We start from the raw sequence: 14,470 nt of genomic DNA, 5'->3' as shown, positions 1-14,470 counted from the left end.
TTGAATAGAAAAAGGGCGATGTGATATCGCCCTTTTTGTTACCTGATTTTTATTTACGGCTTTTCGATACCAGCAAGCTGCAGCAGAATATCTTCCAACTGAGCCCACGGCATCAGTTGCGAATCGATGACTTCGATACGGGATTCAAAACCTTCCAGGCTCATTTCATTCACTGAAACCACGCCATTGGCCACATTAAAGGCATAACAGCCGCGTTCCGTATTCACCACGGCTTTGACGCGTTCTGCCGTCAGTTCACTGAATAGCGAGAACAAACCATCAAATGGGAATCGGTATTCCGCACCAAACAGCCAACCACAACTGAAGTAGCCCTGACCTTTGTTTTCACGACGCAGGAACGGTTGTTTTGGATCGAGCTGGAATTGGGGTTCCATGGCCGCATGATGATGGTGATGTTCTTCAACATGATGTGATGCGCCATTTTCCAAACGTTCAATATCCAGCACTTCCAACGGCAAATGACCTTGAGTCACCAACTTGTGAAACACTTTGGCAGGCGTTTGATCCGTCACCCAGTCGTTAAATGCATCGATATCGTCAGCAGTACACTCATCCACTTTATTCCCGATGATCACATCAGCACTGGCTAATTGGTCATTGAAATTCTGATTGGTGGTGTATTTCTCATCACGCAGATTACGTGGGTCAACCAGCGCGATGGTGGCTTTCAAATCGACGTGATCTTGATACTGAACAGAAGTCAGTGTGGCAATGACCTGCTTCGGATGACCAAGGCCGGTCGGTTCAATGATTAAACGATCCGGCTTTTGACGCAACAATGCATTGATGCCAACCGACATCGGTACACCAGCGGTACAACACATGCAGCCGCCAGGTACTTCTTTAATCAGCGCACCTTGCTCCGACATCATCGCGCCATCGATACCGATTTCGCCGAATTCATTGACCAGTACCGCCCATTTTTCATGCTGCGGTTTATTCTTGAGAAGATTGAGAATCGTTGTGGTTTTGCCCACGCCGAGGAAGCCCGTAATGATATTGGTAGGAACTTTAGTTGTCATTGAGTCACTCCTTTTGCAGGAGTATACCGAGGAAAACGTACTAGAGTACACCCCGGAATTTTAAGGGGCATTAACAGCAAAAGGCGCACTACCCAGAGCGCGCCTCGTTCCTCGTAACTCAATCGTGAGTCTGCGAGTCGGAATGTCTATAGATGCAACCCGACCATGTACGAGGGTATTTGATTTGAAATATGTTTGAATCCATCCAAATTGTCTGTAAGGCCCTCATATCCTCCATAAGAAATGTTCAAATCTGCCTTACAACTTAACTATGGTTCATTTTGCTCAGAAAACAAGTTTTGATAGTAAGTTTTTAACGCCGATCCCGAATTCGCCAGAACATTCCATAAATCAATCATATGTGAAATTCAATATTGCAACTTTGAAGCTATAGTTGGATGATGTGCAGGGTATAATTCTAGGCCATCCCCCCGTATATCAACCCTTGAGGCCCTTTTTAAATGTCTAAGAGAGAGAAATTTAAACACAGTTTACTTGCCAAAGTTCCCAAAGACGCCATCAACCAATTTCTCTCCAAAGACAAAACCCCGGTTTCCGTTCTGCTTCTGTCCCTTATTGTTGGCATTCTCGCTGGCCTTGTAGGCACTTATTTCGAACACGCGGTGCGTCTGGTTTCGGAAACCCGCACTGAATGGCTGAAAAGTGAAATCGGCAGCATGTTACCTTTGTGGTTAGCGGCATTTATTATCAGTGCTGCCCTCGCCTTTATCGGCTACTTTCTTGTCCATCGGTTTGCGCCTGAAGCAGCCGGTTCAGGTATTCCTGAGATTGAAGGCGCGATGGATGGCATGCGCCCGGTTCGTTGGTGGCGAGTGCTGCCAGTAAAATTCTTTGGTGGTATGGGCGCACTGGGCTCGGGTATGGTGCTTGGTCGTGAAGGTCCCACCGTTCAAATGGGCGGAGCCATCGGCCGAATGGTAACGGACATTTTCCGCATCAAAAATGATGACACCCGACATTCACTTCTTGCCTCCGGTGCTGCAGGCGGTTTGTCCGCAGCCTTTAACGCTCCGTTAGCCGGCATCATGTTTGTGATCGAGGAGATGCGCCCCCAATTTCGCTACACCCTAATTTCTGTACGCGCTGTTATTATCTCATCGGTTGCTGCCAATATTGTTTTCCGTATGGTTAACAGCCAGGAAGCGGTGATTACCATGCCGCAGTATCAGGCACCAAGCCTGCCAACACTGGGCCTGTTCTTGTTGCTGGGTATGCTGTTTGGCGTGTTCGGCGTCCTGTTCAATCATCTGGTCACTGTGGCGCAGGATATTTTCGTTAAGATCCATCGCAATGATCGTAAACGTTATCTGATCACTGGTTCGCTGCTGGGTGGCTGTTTTGGTTTAACCCTGCTCTACATTCCTGAGCTGACTGGCGGCGGTATTTCGTTAATTCCAACCATCACTAATGGTGGATACAGCGCTAACATTTTGCTGTTGTTGTTTGTCGGTCGCGTGCTGACCACGCTGCTTTGTTTTGGCTCGGGAGCCCCTGGCGGTATTTTTGCACCGATGCTGGCACTGGGTACCCTGTTTGGTTACGCATTTGGCCTCATCGCGAAAAGCCTGCTGCCAGAAATGGATATTGAACCTGGCATGTTTGCGATTGCAGGCATGGGGGCATTATTTGCGGCCACGGTGCGGGCTCCAATTACAGGCATTCTGTTGGTCATTGAGATGACCAACAACTATTACCTCATTCTGCCACTGATCATCACCAGCCTTGGCGCCGTGGTGTTTGCACAGATGTTTGGCGGTCAGCCGATCTACAGTCAGTTGCTGCATCGAACGCTGAAAAACGAAAAACTTCGCCAACAGGATCTTCCGCAGCAGGAGTAGTTTTGTTTACCATTTTGTGACTGTAACACGCAGAATTGTTACACAAATTTATCCAATTCTTGATAGAATCGCCGCGCACTTAACATTGAGTACGCGGCGATTGTTTTTTAACACATTCTCGCCCTGTTCGGTGCCGTTAGACGTCGATAAAAGGGAGTTTGGTGTTGAACTGGAAAAGACTGATTCAGGTACAAAGTGTTCCGCCTTCGCAGGCAGCACTGGCATTAGGTGTGATTGGCCTTGGTCAGGCTTGGGCACTCTATGTTCCGGAAATCGGTTTAGCCCTTCGTCCTTACTTAGTCATCGCTGGCGCTATTTTGCTGCTTCCGGTACTCGCCCGTTACCTCACCAGTTATTCCACCTTTATCAACGATATCCGTCACCCGTTGTCGGGAAGCCTGATGGCGCCGATGAGTATGGCGTTGCTCATCCTGTGTGACTATCTGGCTGTCATCTCCCCCACCATTGCGTATCCGATTTGGGCCATAGCCCTTTTGCTGCACTTCACCATGATGATGCTGTTCTTCAGCTTTCAATTGCTCGATTTTAAAATGTCGAACATTGTACCGAGCTGGTTTCTCTACCCCGTCGGTTTGATCAGTAGTTCACTGGCTGGCACTCAGTTTGGCCACACGCTGTTTTCGGAAACCCTGGTTACCGTATGCATCGGTATCTATTTCTTCATGTTACCGCTGGTGCTGTACCGCTTGGTCTTTGAAGGTATGCTGCCAAGACGAGCCCGACCGACCTTGGCCATTATGGCCGCCCCGATTAACCTCACCCTTGCCAGCTATCTGGTGAATTTCCCACACCCTGACCCAATCCTGACCGGCGCGCTGGCTGGCATTGCCATTACCATGACGCTGCTGATTTATCTCTGCTATATCCGCCTGCTGCGATTAAAGTTCCAGCCATCTATTGCAGCGGTGACGTTCCCTTCCGTTATCAGTGCGATTGCCATGCATCGCCTGACCAGCTTCTTTCAGGATCAGTTCCCACACTGGCACTGGCTGCACAATTTCGGTTTGTTCGAACTAAGTGTCGCAACCGGATTAGTCGTCTGGGTGTCTTACGGGTACGTCAAAATGTACTGGCCTGAGATATTCCCAAAAGCTCAATAATATTGAATCTTTAGATTTATTTAATATTACGCGTTGCACGTGTTTATTTGTATCGCACTCGCCGAGTGTAATGTTTATGGCGGAATAGCAAACTAAATATAACTCAGTTTGCTGTTGCTTCCAAAATATTCAAATTTGGCGAATGCATTTTTACTCAACATCATCCATATATCCTTTGTCAGCTGGCATTAAATTTTAATTAGAAGGATATTTTCACCATGAAAACTGATGCCAAAAATAATCGGTTACCTGAGTTTATTCAGGACCGTTTAAATTTCTTCGTTCGCGATTTAATTCAAAGTAATAACAACGGTAAACATCTGGTATTAGGTAAACGCCCTTCACAAGGCGATATTGTTTTACAAAGCAACGATTACCTCAGTCTGGCTAACCATCCGTTGATTCGTGCGCGTTTGAAAAAGGCCATCGACGATACACATGACAGCGTCTTTATGTCGGCGATTTTCCTGCAGGATGATGAGTCGAAACCAAGCCTGGAATATCAACTGGCAGAGTTCGCACACTTTGATTCCTGCCTGCTGTCGCAATCAGGCTGGAATGCCAATACCGCTTTGCTGCAAACCATCTGCGCGCCGGGAAGTAATGTCTATATCGACTTCTTTGCTCATATGTCGATGTGGGAAGGCGCTCGTTACGCGAATGCCACTATTCATCCGTTTATGCACAACAACTGCGACCATTTACTTAAGCAGATAAAACGCCATGGCCCGGGAATTATCGTCGTCGATTCAATCTACAGCACCATTGGCACCATTGCGCCGTTAGCTGAATTAGTCGCTATCGCTAAAGAGACTGGCAGCGCTATTCTAGTTGATGAATCGCACTCTCTTGGAACCCACGGTAAGAATGGCGCAGGTTTACTGGCAGAGTTAGGCTTATCTGATCAAGTGGATTTTATGACTGCGAGCCTGGCGAAAACGTTTGCTTATCGGGCGGGAGTTATCTGGGCAAATAATAACGTCAATCAGTGCGTTCCATTTGTGGGTTATCCGGCGATATTCAGCTCAACAATTTTACCTTATGAAATTGCAGCTCTCGAAGCAACGCTGGATGTGATTAAATCCGCTGATGAACGACGTGAGCGTTTATTTCATAATACACATATATTGTCTACGGGATTAAATAGACTTGGTATTAATATTCGCAGTCAATCTCAAATAATAGCGTTAGAAACTGGAGATGAAAGAAATACAGAAAAAGTCCGCGATTATTTAGAAAATAACGGTATTTTTGGCGCAGTATTTTGCCGACCAGCCACATCGAAAACTAAGAATATTATTCGCTTGTCATTAACCAGTGCTGTCACCGCTGAACAGATCGACCATATTTTATCGGTCTGCCAAAATGCGGTAAACAGAAGCGACCTTTACTTTAAATAACCACGGGAGACCTAGCTCTGGACATCCGTTCAGAGCTAGATCCAGTTCGCCAGTTTACCAAGTAGTTTGTCTTTATCGGCGGGTTTAACGATGTAGTCGTTCATGCCCGATTTATGAATTTTTTCGATCGTCATCGGGCTGTTATCACCTGTGTGCCCGACAATAGGAATGTGGCGGTACGGCTTGTCCGAATCACGAATAACCCGTGTTGCTTCAATGCCGTCGATAAACGGCATTTCGATATCCATCAGGATCAAATCGAAATCGCTGCTCTCGACCGCATCCAACGCCTGTTGACCATCATTTGCCTGTACCACTTCATAACCCTGCTTTTCTAGCATCAACGCAGTGAAGGTACGCAGCGACTGGTTATCATCCACCACCAGAATACGGCGTTCATACGTCTGTTTCTTCTGTGGAATCACGTTGCGATCCGGAACCAGTTCCGCGGCATCAAAGAACAGCTTGTCCAGTTCTTTGTCCGTATCCCGTAACATCTGACGAATATCCAGCGGCGTTACGCGTAAATGGCGCTCAATATTGATCGGATATTCCCGTTGTTTATCAAACAGGTAGACAATTTGCGCTTCAGTAAAGTGCAGTTTGCTTTCCAGTTCGACCACCGATTGCCAGTGATCTTCAATCTGTTCGAGATCCAGCACAATGGCATCATATTCGAACTCATACTCTTCGCGTACCAGAGCTTCCTGCAACGTCACAAGGTGCAGGCGGAATCCCTGATAAAACGATGTCTCACTTAAATGGCGACTCATTAATCCCTGTGTTCCAATATACAGAACGGATTTATTTTTCATCAGATCCAGTTTGATGTGTGAGACTTCCTGCGACTCATACAGAGGGAAACTCAGAGTAAATTCGGTCCATTCCCCCAGCACTGACGCACACGCAATGTTACCGCCAAAAGATTTCATCACTTTGCGGCAGAAGGGTAATCCAAGTCCGTAGCTGCCATTTTTACCGAAGGTATAAAAATCTTTAAAGATATCGTCGATGCGATCCGGCGCAATGCCTACGCCGTTATCTTTGACCACGATGAGGTTCTGATTGCCCTGGGTTTTCAGGGTGACATCAATATGGAACTGCTCGCTGTTCTGATAATAGAAGGCGTTTTTCAGCAAGTTATACAGTGCAAATTTCAACAGCGTATCACTGCCGAAATAGTCGAAGTCGTCCTCAACCACTAAAGTGACCGATTGACGATCAATCGCACGCTTATAGGAGAACGAATGCAACGCGTAGTCAACGACTTCGCGCGCCGACTGCTTCCTGAACGTGGAACGCGATACTCGGTTCTCATCGATCGAGGTCAGTAACAGATCGATGGTTTCATTACCGGTGTGAATAACGTCGTCGGCATTATCGAGAATCTCATGCAGCAACGTCAGATCTTGCTCATCAATATGCGCGCCACGTGAGATGTTATTTTGAGCCGGAAGAATGGAGCGCAATACATCAACCGATGACTTCAATGCACTCAGCGGGTTACGCATTTCATGCGCGATGCCCGCTCCGAACGATTTGGCAATGGAGACTTTTGATTCGTGAGAGCTCTGGTTCCTGAAATAAAACAGGTTACCAAACACATAGGTGAATAGGAAAATCGGTACGTACGGCCACAAAATGTACTGTTGCGGCTCATAGTGCTGAATCCAATACACCGCACCGTAGGCTGCCAAGATGGATATCGCGGCCTGGAGCAGCATAACTTTGGTCTCATGCACCAGCAGAATGTGCAGGAATATTGATGCCATAAAGGACATCGCCCACACGGTCGACCAGTCATTCATCAGCATCATATAAGCAAAGAAGAATGGCAGGCAGAACCCTATCATAAACAGGTAGTAATACGGCAGATACCGCTGCCACAATTTGGGCACGGAATTACGAAACGCGATACCACCGAACAAACACGAACAAAAGCTGCGTAGCAGCAACGATTCGTATGGCTGTGGAAAGACGTACTGCCAAATATAGTAGTAGAGTGGAAAACCAATAAAGCCCATCCACCCCACGAGGGTGAGGTTAGGCTCAGCATACTGGTAAATTTTCTTTACTACTTCCATGTGCTCTTACCAAACTCTGATTTAATCATTATTAGACGAGTTACTATTTTATCTGCTGTTCAACAAGCAGCGACGGCTTCCATAATGCACTACTAATAACACGTAGCACAAATGAAACCGGATGCCTACTACAACCAGTTATGCGACTAACTTAATCGAACTACCATGGCCGCTGGTTTCAACGTCCAACCGCAATGAAATTTGCTCTTTCAGTTCTGTAACGTGAGAGATGATCCCGATGGTTCTTCCCCCTTGTTGCAAGTCGATGAGGGTTTGAATCGCCAAATCTAACGATTCAGGATCCAAACTGCCAAAACCTTCATCAATAAACAGGGTATCTAGCCTAATACCCCCGCTGTATGACTGAACGACATCCGACAAGCCTAGCGCGAGAGACAGCGCTGCCATAAACGACTCACCACCCGATAGCGTCGCGACATCGCGCCACTTGCCGGTGTAGCCATCTTCAACCATCAGATCCAAACCAGATCCCGCGTTACCCTTCGCACGCTCTTCTTTACGTTTGAGTAAGTAACGCCCTTTACTCATCATTTGCAGGCGTTGTGATGCCTGAATCAGAACATCATCCAGCAGCACGCCCAGCACAAATCGGTGTAAGCTCACTTTAGCCCCGGTACGACCGTTGGCGATGTCGCTTAATGTTCCATAGACCTGATACGCTTTATCCAGTTCCGCATTTTTCTCGTACAGACGTGCCAGTTTTTGTTCCACCTGAACCAAGCTGTCCATGCGTGAACGGTGCACGGCAAGTACGTTGAAGGCCGCGGTGACAGCAGACTGATGCTCCGCCAGTGCCGATTCTAAGTTTTCCATTTGTGGCAGAGTTTTATCCGCCAGAGATTGAACCAGACTTTCCAACTTACCTTTAAGCGTAGCCAGTCCTTCATCAAAACGACGAAGTTGTTCATCTAACGCAGCTAATGCCTGTTCATCCAGCTTGGCGGCCAGATACGCTTCGCGATCAACAAACGGCGTTTCCGCCAACGCCTGTTGCCACTGCTGCTGTGTGCGTTTCACTTCACGACTCCATGATGTGTGTTGCTCCTGAGCACTGGCCAGCGCGGCTTGCGCGGACGACAGCTGATTTTGAGCAGCATTCAGAGCCGCCCTTGCCTGCTGCTCCGCTTCCGTCAGCGCTTTAATCTGTTTCTGCACCTGACTGTAACGCTGACGCACTTCGTCCACATGAGTAAATTCAGAGGTAATATCGCGTTGCAGATCATTGACACGTGTTTGCGCCTCTGCCACAGCGATTTCTGCGGTTTGACGCGCGGCCAGTTGATTGTCCAGCGTTTGCTTGGCAGCGTTAAAGCTCACTTCCAACTGCTGCAGATTTTGTTCAAGCTCAGCAGGCTTAAGCGCCTGTAAGCGGGCAATTTCAGCAGTCAACTGTGTTTGCTGTGTATGTAATTCAGCTAACTCGGGAATGCGTTTTTCTTTAATCGCGGTTTCAAGCAGCTCAACATCCTGCTTAAGATGCTGATGCTCTGCAAATATCGCTTCATGACGCTTGAGTGCTTGTGTCTCAAAGTTCGCCGCTGTTTGCTGGTTATCACGCGCCTGCTGCACTTGCCCTTTAGTGACAACGTCACCTGAAAACTGAGCTAATTGAGGGTGCGAATGACTGCCGCACACCGGGCAGGCATCACCTTCCTGTAGCAGCTTGGCCAACTCCGCTGCTTGGTTGGTGTGCCAGACGTATTCGAGTTGATCAGCACTTTGCTTCGCCAGACGCGTCTTTTCTTGCGCTTCCTTATAAGTCTGCTCCGCTTGCTGATGCAGCTGCGCCTTGTCGTGCAGCTGTTGTGTCAGTTGTTGCAGACGTGTGCGTCGCTCAATATGTTCACTGATGATATTCAGGCTCGAACGTTGACTATCCAAAGTAGCAACTTGCAGCTGAGCCGCCTCTTTCTCTTTGCGTTTCACCTGTATTTGTTGGTCCAGTGTTTGCAGTGCCAACTCAGCTTGCTGAAACGCGAGTTTAGCGCTGGTGAACGATTGTGACGCCGTCGCCAGTTGTTTTTGCTGTTCATCCAGTGCCGCAAACTTCTTACCTGTCGCTTCCAACTGATGAAGTTGCGCGGTTAAAGACTCAAGCTGACTACAATTGCTTATCGCCGCCTGATACGCCATATCCGCTTCCGTGACTTGCTTTGTTACCAGTGCGACGGCATCTGTTCTGGAAACCACCGCACTTTGAGTTTGGTTGAGTTGCTTTTCCGCCGTGTTCATTTCGTTGAACGGAGAGTCCAGACGAGCGGCCTGCAATGCTTGCTGCTTGCGGGCGCGGACAACGTCCATTTCATTCTGCTTGGCCAACTCAAGCTGCAACTCTTTATCCAATGCTGCTTTCTGCGCAAACTTCTGTTGCAGCTCCATCGCTGCGCCGTGTTGCTGTTTCACCGTATCCAGCGATGTTTGTGTCGCTTGATACGATATTTCCGCTTCTTTCAAAACGGGCGCTAGCCTGGTTTTCTCGTCTTTCAGCTCCTCTTCAGAGCTCACCGACACCACATCCAGCGCACCTTTAATCTGGTTGTCAAATTCGTCTTTTTCTTTACGAATCCCCGCGGCGCGTTCAAACAGCGTACGTTCAATCTGGGTATAGATATGCGTCTGAAATAGCTGGCCGAAAATCTGCTCACGCTCTTTCGAGTTGGCGATCAACAGCTCACGGAATTTCCCCTGCGGTATCACCATCACTTGGCGGAACTGTTTTACATCCAAGCCAATCAGGTCAACCATCGCTTTGGCGACCGGACTTGGACGGCTCGCCAGCAGTTTTTCCTCGCCTTCGACGATTTCACACAGTGTCGCGCTATGCGATTTCTTGGTTGTGCCTTCACCCCGTTTTTTCGGTACTTCCTGATCCGGGCTTCGGGTCACGTTGAACACCCGGCCATTCAGTTCAAACATAAACTGGATTTCAGTCAGCAAACCTTCTTCGGCGTAATCACAGCGCATCTGATCGCCCGTGCGTTCACTGCCCGTCGTTTCGCCATACATCGCATAACAGATCGCATCAAGAATTGAGCTTTTCCCCGCTCCCGTCGGACCATTAATTAAGAACAGTGGCGCATGACCGAGTTCGGTAAAATCCACCACTTCTTGGGACGCAAATGGACCAAAGGCTTGTAGAGTCAGTTTAATCGGACGCATAAATCAGTGTTGCTCCGCTTGTTTGAGTGACTGGATGACTTCGGCCATCGCCGACTCTTGTTGTTCGGACAGCGGCTCTTGCTTCGCCTCAAGGAAAAAGTCGCGGAACATATCCATTTCACCACGGGCTAGACGCGCGCGCCCCATTTCCTGGTCTACGCCAATCAGCATGCCGGGCTTTTCGAGGTGCAAAACGTTCGGATAGACCTTACGTAACTTTTCCATTGGATCGAGAATGGCGTGTTTGTCATGCAGGCGCACCAAAAGATAGTCGTGAGCACTCGGATCGGTTTTGCCTTGTTCAAGCAGTTGATCCAACTCACCTTCGATAATACGCATGTCATGAGGTGCGCTAAGTGGAATGTGCTCTGCGGCAACAAAGCCTGCATCATTCAGTTCCACCAACGTCATTCCTTTTTTCTGATGTTGTTCTGAGAAACTGTATTTCATCAGTGAGCCGGAATAGCGAATGTGTTCTTCACCCTTTTTTTGCGGCTGATGAAGATGCCCCAGAGCCACATAATCGAAATCAGCAAAATGTTCGTGGTTAACACGATCTGAACCACCAATCGACAGAGGACGCTCTGAATCCGATTCCATCGCTCCATCGACAAAGCAATGACTGATCAATACGTGACGTTGTGACGTATCACGTTGCGCTTTAATACATTCACACAGAAATTGGTGCGCTTCATCGTGAGTAGTGACGCTGTTTTGGTAGTGATGACGAACTTGTTCCGGGTCATTGTAAGGCATCCCATAGAAAGCAACGTCGCCAGCCTGATCAGATTTCAGTACCACAGGTGTCATCATCTGCTCGAAATCGCTGATGATGTGTAATCCTGCGCCTTTCATTTGCTTCGCGGCAAAACCGAGACGCTTGGCGCCATCATGATTACCGGGAATCATAATCATCGGAATATTGAGGTCCGTGCAAATCGAGCTTACCACTTCATCAAGCAGCTCAATCGCCACGGTTGGCGGAACGGAACGATCGTAAACATCCCCAGCGACGATAACCGCATCGACGGCGTTATTTTTCAAATAATCAATCAGTTGTTTAAGGACGTAACGTTGATCTTCCAGAAGGGACACATTGTGAAACTGGCGACCTAAGTGCCAATCAGAGGTGTGCAGAAACTTCATTCCTAGCCTGTTGAACGAATATCTATGAGTAATTTGTGCTTATGATACCCGTTTTAAATGGAATTGCGATGAATGAAAGGAAAAGATTGAACATAGATCGATCCCTGCGGCACTAGGTGCGACAGAGATCTACGCTAAGACAGAATGAATGATTATTCATTCTCGTTCGAATATTGTCGATTTAACGAGTTCGTACTTTCAAACGGCGCGGAACCAATTCGACCCCGGCCTGATAACGTTTCGCAGAAGCATTGAGCGCGAGAGCCAGCGCACTATCGGCGATCACTTCAAATTGCTGCGGCAAAGAATTCACTTTTATCGGCAAGAAATCCAGCAAACGATTATCACCGAACGTTGCCAGACGAATGGTTTGCATTAAATCCGGGTGCGCCAAGAGCACATCCAAAATCCCTTCCAGCAGCGTATATGACGTTGCGACAACGGCATCCGGGACGTCTCCGGCGGCGACCCATTGTTCAAACACCCGGCGGCCTTCATGACGGTTAAAGTGTTCGCCATAACCCACTTTGGCTTGGATGTGATTGAGTTTGAGCGCAGATTCGAAACCTTGTTGACGCTCCTGCGAAATGTTCAGTTCAGGCAGTGCGCCAACCAAACCCACCGTTTTAACTGCGTTGCCCAATACTGAACTGGTGAGTTCAAAGGCCGCGCCAAAATCTTCGCTGATTACGCAGGCAAAGTATTCGTCGTCCAACGGACGGTCAATCGCGATGACTGGCGTACCGGAGTTTTGCATTTTGAGGTAAAACTCGCTGGCATTTGGCATGGTGCTGGCGACAAACAGTGCGTCAATACGGCGCGAAACCAGCGCATCCGCCACACTCATTTCGGTTTCCGGATCATCGTCTGAGCAGGCAATCAGAATCTGATATCCAGCCTGCCTTGAATTTTGCTCCAGCAGTTTTGCGAGCCTGGCATAACTGGTGTTCTCCAGATCAGGAATAATCAGGCCGAATGAACGGCTGTTACCAGCCCGCAACGCCGAGGCGGCGTGGTCTGGTCGGTAGTTGTGAGCTTCGACTACCGCCATCACTTTTTGTTGTGTCTTCTCACTGATCCGATACTTATGTGCCTTTCCATTGATCACATAACTTGCGGTTGTCTTGGAAACACCCGCCAATTTGGCGATTTCATCTAGTGTCATATCCACTACTCGTGTTCTGTGCGTCGGATCATAGAAATAACCTTTCGATCCTTGATGATGTTGAATTATACGCTGAATCGATTCAGTATTGAAGCTGAAAGGATTCAGCAAAATCTCAAATTGATAGCGATGTCGAGTTTTTGGAGCTTAGCGCTTTTTTAAACTAAACATATAACAGCAAATGATTTCGCCAATTGGTGGTTTTGCTGAATTTTTTGAACTAAATGCTGAAACGATTCAGCTAAAATTATAAAGCAGGGTAACACCTGACGCCGCAATTGCCATGCGGTGACAACAAAACGCCATATCGATGGCGGAAAGGGGCCAAACATGCTGCAACTCACTACTAAAGACATTCAACTGGCGCAAGCGCAGTCAAACAAGTTGGATGCAATCCGTTCTATCGCTGCTGATCTTGCTAACAAAGGGTTAGTCGATCAGGGCTACGTGGAAGGTATGCTGAACCGCGAAGCACAGAACTCAACGTTTCTGGGCAACGGTATTGCCATTCCTCACGGCACCACTGATACCCGTGATCTGGTAAAAGAAACCGGCGTTGCGGTTCACCACTTCCCTGCTGGCGTTGACTGGGGCGACGGTAACACCGTTTATGTGGCTATCGGTATCGCTGCAAAATCTGACGAACACTTGGGCATCCTGAAACAGCTGACTAAAGTGCTGTCTGCTGACGGTGTAGAAGAGAAACTGAAACAAGCGAAAACCGCAAACGACATCATCGCATTACTGAACGGCGACGTTCAGTTCGAAGCCGACTTCGACGCCTCTCTGATTCAACTGTTGTTCCCGGCAAGTGACATGGTACAGATGAGCGCAGTGGCTGGCGGCCTGCTGAAAAACACTGGCTGCGCGGAAGCGGAATTCGTCGCGGATTTGGTCACTAAAAAGCCAACGCACCTAGGTAAAGGTTTGTGGCTGGTGAGCAGCGACAAAGCGGTAAAACGCACTGGCATGTCATTTGTTTCGACAGCAAACGCGTGTGAATACGAAGGTGTGGCTGTTAAAGCGCTGATTGCGTTTGCTGCATGCAACAGTGCTCATCAAGCCTTCCTGAGCAAAATCTCAGACATCGTCTTTAACCAACAGCAAGAAAAACTGCTGAACACCTCAGCAGAAGCTCTGGTTGCCCTGTTCACTCAAGAAGAACAAGAAGCTCCTGTTGCTGGCGAAGGTAATGTTGCGGTCTTCAAGATCAAAAACTCACACGGCCTGCACGCCCGTCCTGGCGCGATGCTGGTTGCGGAAGCGAAGAAATTCGAGTCCAACATCAAAGTGGCGAACCTCGATGGCGACGGCAAAATCGTAAACGCGAAGAGCCTGATGAAAGTGATTGCGCTCGGCGTAAAACACGGTCACCAACTGCAATTCACCGCAGAAGGCCCAGATGCCGCGCAAGCGCTGGAGTCCATCGGTGCAGCGATCAACGCTGGCCTGGGTGAAGGTTAAGGAGCGAG

The 14,470-nt window shown here is 48.3% G+C and carries 9 protein-coding genes; 4 read left to right on the top strand and 5 right to left on the bottom strand.

Annotated elements, in window-relative coordinates; all coding sequences use genetic code 11:
• Window positions 1-53 precede the first annotated feature (53 nt).
• Window positions 54-1,043, bottom strand: coding sequence for a GTP-binding protein (locus tag JIG40_RS20475; protein ID WP_032081917.1), 990 nt, complete (start codon window positions 1,041-1,043; stop codon window positions 54-56).
• A gap of 461 nt (window positions 1,044-1,504) precedes the next feature.
• Here JIG40_RS20475 and clcA point away from each other — a divergent pair, with 461 nt between their 5' ends.
• From clcA to cqsA, 3 genes are all read left to right on the top strand, one after another.
• A complete protein-coding gene (clcA, locus tag JIG40_RS20470; protein ID WP_020328471.1) occupies window positions 1,505-2,902 on the top strand; it encodes a H(+)/Cl(-) exchange transporter ClcA in 1,398 nt (465 codons plus the stop codon).
• A gap of 164 nt (window positions 2,903-3,066) precedes the next feature.
• Window positions 3,067-4,023: a TDT family transporter gene (locus JIG40_RS20465; RefSeq protein ID WP_044364423.1), complete on the top strand. Its 957-nt coding sequence runs from the start codon at window positions 3,067-3,069 to the stop codon at window positions 4,021-4,023.
• 218 nt (window positions 4,024-4,241) lie between these two features.
• Window positions 4,242-5,423 carry an alpha-hydroxyketone-type quorum-sensing autoinducer synthase gene (gene cqsA, locus JIG40_RS20460; protein WP_199465990.1) on the top strand — a complete coding sequence of 394 codons (1,182 nt, stop codon included), beginning with the start codon at window positions 4,242-4,244 and terminating at the stop codon, window positions 5,421-5,423.
• Between the two features lie 35 nt (window positions 5,424-5,458).
• On the opposite strand, the gene JIG40_RS20455 is transcribed toward cqsA, so the two are convergent.
• The 4 genes from JIG40_RS20455 to cra all read right to left on the bottom strand — a co-directional run bounded on the left by JIG40_RS20455 (window position 5,459) and on the right by cra (window position 12,998).
• Entirely contained in the window at window positions 5,459-7,507 is a 2,049-nt protein-coding gene (locus tag JIG40_RS20455; RefSeq protein WP_172559399.1) for a hybrid sensor histidine kinase/response regulator, read from the bottom strand.
• A gap of 138 nt (window positions 7,508-7,645) precedes the next feature.
• The gene (locus JIG40_RS20450; RefSeq protein WP_199465989.1) at window positions 7,646-10,687 is read right to left on the bottom strand and encodes an SMC family ATPase; all 3,042 of its coding nucleotides are present in this window, start codon (window positions 10,685-10,687) and stop codon (window positions 7,646-7,648) included.
• 3 nt (window positions 10,688-10,690) lie between these two features.
• Complete coding sequence (locus JIG40_RS20445) at window positions 10,691-11,833, bottom strand: exonuclease SbcCD subunit D (RefSeq protein ID WP_199465988.1); 1,143 nt, start codon at window positions 11,831-11,833, stop codon at window positions 10,691-10,693.
• A 181-nt stretch (window positions 11,834-12,014) separates the two neighbouring features.
• Window positions 12,015-12,998, bottom strand: coding sequence for a catabolite repressor/activator (cra, locus tag JIG40_RS20440; RefSeq protein WP_024375459.1), 984 nt, complete (start codon window positions 12,996-12,998; stop codon window positions 12,015-12,017).
• Window positions 12,999-13,328: 330 nt separating this feature from the next.
• Here cra and fruB point away from each other — a divergent pair, with 330 nt between their 5' ends.
• Window positions 13,329-14,462, top strand: coding sequence for a fused PTS fructose transporter subunit IIA/HPr protein (gene fruB / locus JIG40_RS20435; RefSeq protein WP_044366433.1), 1,134 nt, complete (start codon window positions 13,329-13,331; stop codon window positions 14,460-14,462).
• Window positions 14,463-14,470 lie beyond the last annotated feature (8 nt).

The organism is Vibrio sp. bablab_jr001 (genome assembly GCF_016464285.1).
Lineage (GTDB): Bacteria > Pseudomonadota > Gammaproteobacteria > Enterobacterales > Vibrionaceae > Vibrio > Vibrio fluvialis.
Note: the sequence above shows the minus strand (reverse complement) of the source record. Positions and strands in the feature narration are given on the sequence as shown.

Bases quoted from the DNA above. Each gene is read 5' to 3' on its own strand.
- JIG40_RS20475 (WP_032081917.1), bottom strand. From the start codon at position 1,043: ATGACAACTAAAGTTCCTACCAATATCATTACGGGCTTCCTCGGCGTG.
- clcA (WP_020328471.1), top strand. From the start codon at position 1,505: ATGTCTAAGAGAGAGAAATTTAAACACAGTTTACTTGCCAAAGTTCCC.
- cqsA (WP_199465990.1), top strand. From the start codon at position 4,242: ATGAAAACTGATGCCAAAAATAATCGGTTACCTGAGTTTATTCAGGAC.
- JIG40_RS20455 (WP_172559399.1), bottom strand. From the start codon at position 7,507: ATGGAAGTAGTAAAGAAAATTTACCAGTATGCTGAGCCTAACCTCACC.
- JIG40_RS20450 (WP_199465989.1), bottom strand. From the start codon at position 10,687: ATGCGTCCGATTAAACTGACTCTACAAGCCTTTGGTCCATTTGCGTCC.
- JIG40_RS20445 (WP_199465988.1), bottom strand. From the start codon at position 11,833: ATGAAGTTTCTGCACACCTCTGATTGGCACTTAGGTCGCCAGTTTCAC.
- cra (WP_024375459.1), bottom strand. From the start codon at position 12,998: ATGACACTAGATGAAATCGCCAAATTGGCGGGTGTTTCCAAGACAACC.
- fruB (WP_044366433.1), top strand. From the start codon at position 13,329: ATGCTGCAACTCACTACTAAAGACATTCAACTGGCGCAAGCGCAGTCA.